At 65.3% G+C, this 7,056-nt stretch carries 10 protein-coding genes and 1 pseudogene; 2 read left to right on the top strand and 9 right to left on the bottom strand.

What is annotated here, in order from left to right:
- Positions 1 to 41: 41 nt before the first annotated feature.
- The 4 genes from JOZ76_RS01120 to JOZ76_RS01135 form a co-directional block, all read right to left on the bottom strand.
- Positions 42 to 1,214, bottom strand: a complete 1,173-nt coding sequence (locus JOZ76_RS01120; RefSeq protein WP_291696799.1) for a cytochrome P450 — start codon at positions 1,212 to 1,214, stop codon at positions 42 to 44.
- A 53-nt stretch (positions 1,215 to 1,267) separates the two neighbouring features.
- Positions 1,268 to 1,555, bottom strand: coding sequence for a helix-turn-helix domain-containing protein (locus JOZ76_RS01125; protein ID WP_291696800.1), 288 nt, complete (start codon positions 1,553 to 1,555; stop codon positions 1,268 to 1,270).
- A gap of 207 nt (positions 1,556 to 1,762) precedes the next feature.
- On the bottom strand, positions 1,763 to 2,530 hold the full coding sequence (locus JOZ76_RS01130) for an SDR family NAD(P)-dependent oxidoreductase (RefSeq protein ID WP_291696801.1): 768 nt from the start codon (positions 2,528 to 2,530) through the stop codon (positions 1,763 to 1,765).
- A gap of 296 nt (positions 2,531 to 2,826) precedes the next feature.
- On the bottom strand, positions 2,827 to 2,949 hold the full coding sequence (locus JOZ76_RS01135; protein WP_291696802.1) for a hypothetical protein: 123 nt from the start codon (positions 2,947 to 2,949) through the stop codon (positions 2,827 to 2,829).
- Between the two features lie 354 nt (positions 2,950 to 3,303).
- Between JOZ76_RS01135 and JOZ76_RS01140 the strand changes: the two genes are divergently transcribed.
- Positions 3,304 to 3,738, top strand: coding sequence for a hypothetical protein (locus JOZ76_RS01140; RefSeq protein WP_291696803.1), 435 nt, complete (start codon positions 3,304 to 3,306; stop codon positions 3,736 to 3,738).
- Between the two features lie 169 nt (positions 3,739 to 3,907).
- Positions 3,908 to 4,426: a DUF2380 domain-containing protein gene (locus tag JOZ76_RS01145; RefSeq protein WP_291696804.1), complete on the top strand. Its 519-nt coding sequence runs from the start codon at positions 3,908 to 3,910 to the stop codon at positions 4,424 to 4,426.
- Between the two features lie 39 nt (positions 4,427 to 4,465).
- Here the strand turns inward: JOZ76_RS01145 and JOZ76_RS01150 are convergent, their stop codons facing one another.
- The 5 genes and pseudogenes from JOZ76_RS01150 to JOZ76_RS01170 form a co-directional block, all read right to left on the bottom strand.
- The gene (locus JOZ76_RS01150) at positions 4,466 to 4,849 is read right to left on the bottom strand and encodes a RidA family protein (protein WP_291696805.1); all 384 of its coding nucleotides are present in this window, start codon (positions 4,847 to 4,849) and stop codon (positions 4,466 to 4,468) included.
- A gap of 212 nt (positions 4,850 to 5,061) precedes the next feature.
- Entirely contained in the window at positions 5,062 to 5,568 is a 507-nt protein-coding gene (locus tag JOZ76_RS01155) for a mismatch-specific DNA-glycosylase (RefSeq protein WP_291696809.1), read from the bottom strand.
- A 96-nt stretch (positions 5,569 to 5,664) separates the two neighbouring features.
- Positions 5,665 to 5,922: a hypothetical protein gene (locus JOZ76_RS01160; protein ID WP_291696806.1), complete on the bottom strand. Its 258-nt coding sequence runs from the start codon at positions 5,920 to 5,922 to the stop codon at positions 5,665 to 5,667.
- A 148-nt stretch (positions 5,923 to 6,070) separates the two neighbouring features.
- Entirely contained in the window at positions 6,071 to 6,544 is a 474-nt protein-coding gene (locus JOZ76_RS01165; RefSeq protein ID WP_291696807.1) for an NUDIX domain-containing protein, read from the bottom strand.
- Between the two features lie 2 nt (positions 6,545 to 6,546).
- Positions 6,547 to 7,056: pseudogene (locus JOZ76_RS01170) on the bottom strand (SDR family oxidoreductase); the annotation flags it as partial.

The following is a 7,056-nucleotide window of genomic DNA, read 5'->3' on the forward strand; positions in this document are numbered from 1 at the left end:
GCGATGGAACGACGGTAAGCGATGGCAGGTCGCGGCGCGTCTCAGCTCACGTCCCACGCGACCTGCAGATTGAGCAGGCCGCGAAACGCCCAGCCGCCGATCCTCGCCGGCTCGCGCTCGTCGAGCCGCAAATTCTTCAGCCGCGCGAAAATCGAAGGCAGCGCCACGTCGGCGACCATCGCGCGCGAGGCGAAGGCGCCGGCACAGTAATGCGGACCGGCGCCGAAGGCGATACTCTTGGCGGTATCGCGGGTGATGTCAAAACTGTCCGGCTGGGCAAAACAGGCCTCGTCGCGATTGGCGGAGCCGAACATGAAGAACACGCGCTCGTCCGGCTCGAAATCGACCCCGCCATAGGAGCACGGTTTTGCAACGCGCCGCGGCGACATCTGGATCGGCGCGATCCAGCGCGTGTACTCCTCGAACACGTCGATCCATTTCGCGCGTCCTTCGCGCACGAGGCGGAGCTGCGCGGGATGGGTCAAAAGCGCCCAGACCGTGCCGGAGATCGCATCGCGCGGTTCGTTCTGCCCGCCCGAGATCGCGAGCTTGACGTTGGCGCGCACGCTCTCCATCGGCTGTCCGGCTGACAGCAGCACGCTCAGGATCGAGGTGTCCGGATGCTTTTCGAGCACCGGGACCATGTCGTCGATTGCGGCATCGATGCCTGCGGTCGCCGCGTTGCAGTGCGCCTCGACCGCGGCATCGCCGGTGTAATTGGCGATGCCGTCGATCATCGCCTGCGACCACGCATCCATGTCCTGATAGCGCATATTGGTGAGCCCGGTGATGTCCTTGAGGCATTCGGCCGACAGCGGCAGCGCCAGCGCCTTGACGAGATCGGCTGAGCCGGATGGTGCGAGCTCGTCGAGGATGCGGTCGGCATGCGCCTGGAATTTTTTGAGCCAGGTCGCACGCACCGCGCGCGGCGATACCGACGGGAACATCGCCGCGCGCTCGCTCATATGCGCCTCGCCGTCCTTGCGCATCATGTTGTGGCCCATCAGGCGGTTCATCAGTCCGGCGGGCTGGTGCGAGGAAAACAGGTCGATGCGCTTTTCCTGCGAGAAGATGTCGTCGCGGCGGGTGAAGATGGTCGAGCCGAGCTGCGGCACGAAGGCGATCGGCGCCTCCTTGCGCATGCGCGCAAGATCCGGATAGGGATCGGCCCAGAAACGCGCAACATCGATCTCGTAGGTCGGGGCAGTGGACATCGGCGGCTCGCTCCCTCGGGGCGCGTTGGACCGCGCCCCTCCGAGCGTCAAGCCTAGTCGCAATGCGCGGGCACGTCGATGCCGTCGGCGGTGTAGAGCCGGATCTTGTTGCGCAGGGTCCTGATCGAGAGCCCGAGCATCCTTGCTGCACGGGTGCGGTTGCCATTGCAGCGCACCAGCGTATGCAGCACGAGCTCGCGCTCGACGTGATCGATGGTCGAGCCGATCAGGAGCGGTATGATTTCGTCCGCGGCCGGAGCAAGCGCTGGATGATCCGGTGCGGATATTACGGATTCGGCAAAGGACTGGTCGCAGGACTGGACGTAAGAATCTTGGGCCATCAACACCTCCCGATCAACGCACCGCGCGACGAAGCGCGGACACATCGAGAACCAATCACCCCCAACGCGTGCGACCGTGGGCGGACAAGGTTAACGGGTTCTTAACGGGACCGTAGATCTGCGGGCAGGCTGTTGAAAATCAAGAAAGGGCCACGGTCTCGTCACCGCGTCGGCCAGTTCGGGCCAGGCCGCACGGCCCTTGCTCCGTCAGATCGTGAGGTAGCCGCCATCCGCCATCACGATTGCTCCGGTGACGTAGGCCGACATGTCGGAGGCGAGGAACAGCGCGGGCCCGACGATATCCTCGGGCTTGCCGGGGCGGCCGAGCGGGGTGTGGTCCATGAAGATCTTGACCAGGTCCGGATTGTTGGCGCGCGCCGCGGCGTTCAGCGGAGTCTCGATCAGTCCGGGGCCGATGGCGTTGACGCGGATGCCGAACTTGCCGAGTTCGGCGGCGAGCGCGCGGGTGAGGCCGAGCACGCCGTGCTTGGACGTGGTGTAGGCCGCCGAGTTCGGCGTGCGCATGTGCAGGAAGGACTGCACCGAGGCGATGTTGACGATGCGACCGCGGGTCTCCCGGAGCGGCGCGAGGAAGGCCTGCGTGACGTTGAAGGTGCCGTTGAGGTTGATCGCCATGATATCCTGCCAGTCCTTGGCGACGGTATCGCCATCGCTGGCAAAGGGGTTGCGGCGGTTGATCCCGGCACTGTTGACGAGGATCGATATCGTGCCGGCCTTGCCCGCGATCTCGCGGACGACCGCCGCGCAGTCCTCGCGCCGGCTCACGTCGAGCCGAAAGCCGTCGGCGCGCCCGCCCGCTTTCACAATCCCTTGCGCCGCGTCCGAGGCCGCCGCCTCATCGATGTCGAGCAGGGCGACACGCGCGCCCTCGCGCGCAAAACCTTCGGCGATGGCCTTGCCGATGCCGGACGCCGCACCGGTGATGACCGCGATGTGGTTTTCGAGAAGGGGCATGCTGCTTCCTCTGCGTTCGGTTTTGGCGAGAGGGTAGCAAGCGTGGCGCGGCGGCACCATGGATGAAAACGGACAGGCGCCCTGCAGGTCGGACCGCCCGCCGGGCGCCTCTCGCCTTGCAATTCAAAATGGTGCAAAAGCCGGGAATCGGCGTGCCGGCCCATGGCCGGCTGCGCGGCCAGCACCGGGGAATGGCAGAAACCGGCTGCGATGGCACAGTGGAAAAGGAAACGAAGTGGGCTCGACCGGCGATGCCGTGGTCCACCTCGGATTTGCACGATGTTGGGAACGGCCTTTTAGAAGCCGTTGGCGTGCGGGACAGGCGTGATGTCGAGGAGGTCGGCGCGCGCGGGGCCCGTGGCCGACAACGCCAGCAGGGCCAGACCGAGAGAGGCCAAGAGCATGAGGACGCGTAACATATGTTACTCCCAACAAATGATGTGACGCTTACGCCTGCGGGCACGATTGCGGCTTGGCCCGGCGCCTGAGTCCCCCCCGACATCAATCAGTCTCCGCACCGCGAATGAAGGTTCAAAAAGCGTTAATGCCGGGCAGGGCGCCGCAGAGACCGCCTGGACCAAGGGTGCGCGCGCCGGGCGTGCGGTCACCTCTTTGTCATACGTGAGACGCGGAGTTGCCTCCGGATCGCCCCGAAGCGTCTGCGCTCGCTTGCGAAGGCGTTTTGCCGGTGTGGACCATCGGCTAGATTCAGAAGGCGTGATTCGATCGCTCGCGCCATGCCCGCCCACCACGACGCCTCAAGGAGTTGCCATATGAACCTGTCATCCGCCATTCGCAGCGTGCTCGCCGCGCTGATCGTGAGTTGCGGCCTGTCCACTGCCAGCCTTGCCGATGGCGGCACCATTACGCTGACGATCTACAAGGCGGGATGGATCATCGGCGGCTCCGGCGGCGGCGGCGTCCTGATCTTCCACGGACGGGCCTATCCCCTCTCGACCGGCGGGCTCGACTATGGCCTCGTGTTCGGCGGGTCGAAGACGGTGCTGCGTGGCCGCGTCAGCAACATCGTTCAGCCATCGGACGTCGCCGGCGTCTATGGCGCGGCCGGCGCCGGACTTGCGGTCGGCCGCGGCGCGCGCGCCATCGTGCTGACCAATCAGAAGGGCGCGGTCCTGGAACTGTCCGGCCAGCAGGTCGGGCTGATGGCGAATGCGGATCTCAGCGGGCTTGCGATCACGTTGAAGTAGCCACGTGTGGGGGGTTAGTCGAAGGCGTAACCCACCATTGTTGCCGCGATTTGGTGGGTTACGCTTCGCCTTGGCTCATCGAGCCAAGGCGGCGCTAACCCACCTTACGATATCATCGTCGGCCACGGTCCGCTGCCGGGCTGCCAGATCGGGAGCTCAGGAGGAGCCCATGTGCATCGTTCGCTCCTGCGGACGCATCATCGCAATGGCCGGGCTCGCCGCGCTCTGTGCGGCCGTGGCGGCGCCTGCCCGTTCCGCCGCGCCGCTCACCATCGCGGTCGCCGATTTCGACTACACCGACACCTCGGGCGAGGTGAACGACCAGGCCGCGGCGCATCGCGCCCGTGTGGCGCAGTTTGCCGACCTGGTGCGGGAAAACTTAAGCGCGCGGGGCGACTACCAGGTGCTCCCGCTCGACTGTCCCGAACATCCCTGCACCCCCATCAACATGCGCCCGGACGACTTCATCGCGGCGGCCCGCCGCTCCGGCGCGCGCTTCGTGGTCTATGGCGGCATCCGCAAGATGAGCACGCTGGTGCAATGGGGCGACTTCGAACTGCTCGATCTGCAAGGCGAAAAACTGCTGCTGCAGCGGACGGTGAGTTTTCGCGGCGACAACGACGAAGCGTTCCGCCGCGCCGCCGCCTTCGTCGGCGACACGCTGCGCGAGGCGATGCCAAAGCCGTAAGGTCGTAAGGTGGGTTAGCGGAGCGCAACCCACCACTTGTCATTTCGCCAGCGACGCCACCGCTTCGATCTCGATCAGCATTTTCGGGTCCGGCAGCGCCTGCACCACGCAGGTGGTGCGCGCCGGGTAGGGCGGCGGGCCGAACGCACCGGCATAGAGCGCGTTCATCGCCGCGACGTCGGAGGCGCGCGTGAGCAGCACATTGACCTTGACCAGGTCGCGGAACGACGCGCCCGCCTCGTCGAGAATGCGCGCGATGTTCTTCACCACGAAACCGAACTGCGCCTCGAAACCGTCGGCCAATGCCCCCTTGTCGTCAAAACCGGGAATGCCGGAGATGAAGAGCAGGTCGCCGACCCGCGCAGCGAAGGAAAGCGGCGGCGCCTTGATGTGCGATGGGGCAGGAAAATGCTGGATCGGCATGGGGACCTCGGTTTTGTAGAGTTCGTGCGGTTCGTAGAGTGGGGTTAGTTTAGCGACCGCGTCGCTCGACCTCTCCGCATGGGTTCAGGTGACGGGCGGTCGCGTAACCCACCGCGTGTCCAGCACGAATATCGGATATGGTGGGTTACGCCTTGCCTTCTTCTGTCGAATGTTCAATGCATGGTCGAGCCAGGGCGGAAGGCTAACGCACCCTATGATTTTTTGTTGCGGAGATGATCTGCCAGTTCCTGCCACGGCTTGATGCTCCACGCGTCCGAAGCGGCGCCGGATGGCGAGGCGAGCACGAAGCACGTGGGAAAATTCTCGCGCGGCGGCTGGCGGCCGAGCGCTATTTTGCCGGTCGACTGTCGATAAAACAGGCTGGCGGCCTTCCTGCTGGTGAAGGCGATCGTCGCCGGCCGATAGGTCCGCATCTTCGCAGCGAAGCCGGCGACATCGACGCCCGCCTTGAGCGCCTCGTGGTCCATGCCCGCGCCCAGCTTGCAAAGGTCGGTGAAGCCGATGCCGAGCGCGAGCAGGGATGCGTATTCATGCGGCTGATAGCGGCGTGGCGTCACGCCGACCTCATGCAGCGTACGCCAGAAGCGATTTTGCGGATGCGCGTAGTAGTGGCCAAGCTCGGCGGACCGCCGGCTCGCCGCCGTGCCAACGAAGACGAGGCGCAGATCGGGCGCGAGCTGGTCGGGCAGGCGATCCATGGCGGACTTGCGGGGTGGGTTGAGCGTTTGCGAACCCACCATCCCACTCGCGGAAAGAAATGGTGGCTTTCGCTGACGCTCACCCCACCGTACACTTTAAAGGAAGCAGTCGCGCTTCTCGCGCATCCTGAGCTGAATATTGACGGCGTCATTGAAGGTCGCCACCGGCTTGCTCACCACCTTGTAATGCGACGGCCATTCCAGCGGCTTGTATTGCAGCTCCTCGTTCCAGATCTGGCAGATGCCGGTATTGTCCCAGCGGATCACGTAATACCCTGCCTCTGCGGGCGCAGCGGCGACAAAGCTTGCGAGCGCGATGCCGGAAGCGGCACCAAGAGCGGTGATGCGGCGCATGACAAATCTCCTCTTGCGACAAGGTTCCCCGCCGCCCCGGCCGTCGCGGCCGAGGCGGTGCCTCGATTTGCATCGGGCATGCTAGCACCCGTGCCGCGAAGTGCGCGTGTCACCACCGCAACACTGCGCGGCGAAGTTTTGCTTTCGATCAGGCTTGCCGCGGCAGTTCCAACCGCTCGAACAGCGCCTTGAGGATCGACCGCTGGCCCTTGGTGACTTTCACGAGCGCCTGCTCCTGATCGAACCAGCCGGCACGGTCGGCTTCGGGAAACGCGGCCATGCGCCCGGACTTCGGCGGCCATTCCATCGTGAACATGTTGCTCTTGAAAGTGCTGAGGTCGAACTCGCCTTCCATGGCCCATGCGCTGAGCTGCTTGCCGCTCGGCTGCCTGAAGGTGCCGAGCGCGACGAAAGGGCCTTTTGGCACGCAGCCCGTCTCTTCCTCGAACTCGCGCCGCGCGGCCGCGAGCGCATCCTCGCTCGCCTCATGAAGCCCCTTCGGCATCGACCAGGCGCCGTCGTCCTTTTTCGCCCAGAACGGCCCGCCCATATGCACCAGCAGCACCTCGGTCGTGCCGTTACGGCGGCGAAACATCAGAAGGCCGGCGCTGCGCTGAGGCATGATCAGACACTGCCGGCGATCTGTTCCGACAGCTCCCATAGCCGCGTTCCGAGCGCCGGGTCGTCGGCCTCGGCGCGGGGCCGCGCGACATTGCAATCGGAGAAATATTGTCCGTTGACGCTTGCGGCCTTCGGATTTACCGCGACATAGCACGAGGTCGCAGCCCCCTCCGGAACGGTCTTGGCGGCAAGCGCGGTCAGAATGTGCGGCCAATACGCCCTGCCGATCTGCGCCAGCGCCATGCCCCTGAAGATTTCGGTCGACGGCACCACGCCGGGATGCACGGCGTTGGCGGTTTTCCCCGTTGCGTCGAGCCGCCGCGCCAACGCCTTCGCGAACAGCAGGTTGGCGAGTTTCGAGCGGGCGTAGGCGGTCCAGGGCCGGTAACTCCTCTCGCCCCTGAGGTTGTCGAAATCGATGCCGCCGCGCGGCGCGTAGCGGTGCGCTTCGCTGCTCACCACTACCACCCGCGCCCGATCGGCGAGCGCGTCGAGCAGGGCGGTGACCAGCAT

The sequence above is a fragment of the Bradyrhizobium sp. genome, assembly GCF_019244115.1.
In the GTDB taxonomy this organism is placed as follows: Bacteria; Pseudomonadota; Alphaproteobacteria; order Rhizobiales; family Xanthobacteraceae; genus Bradyrhizobium.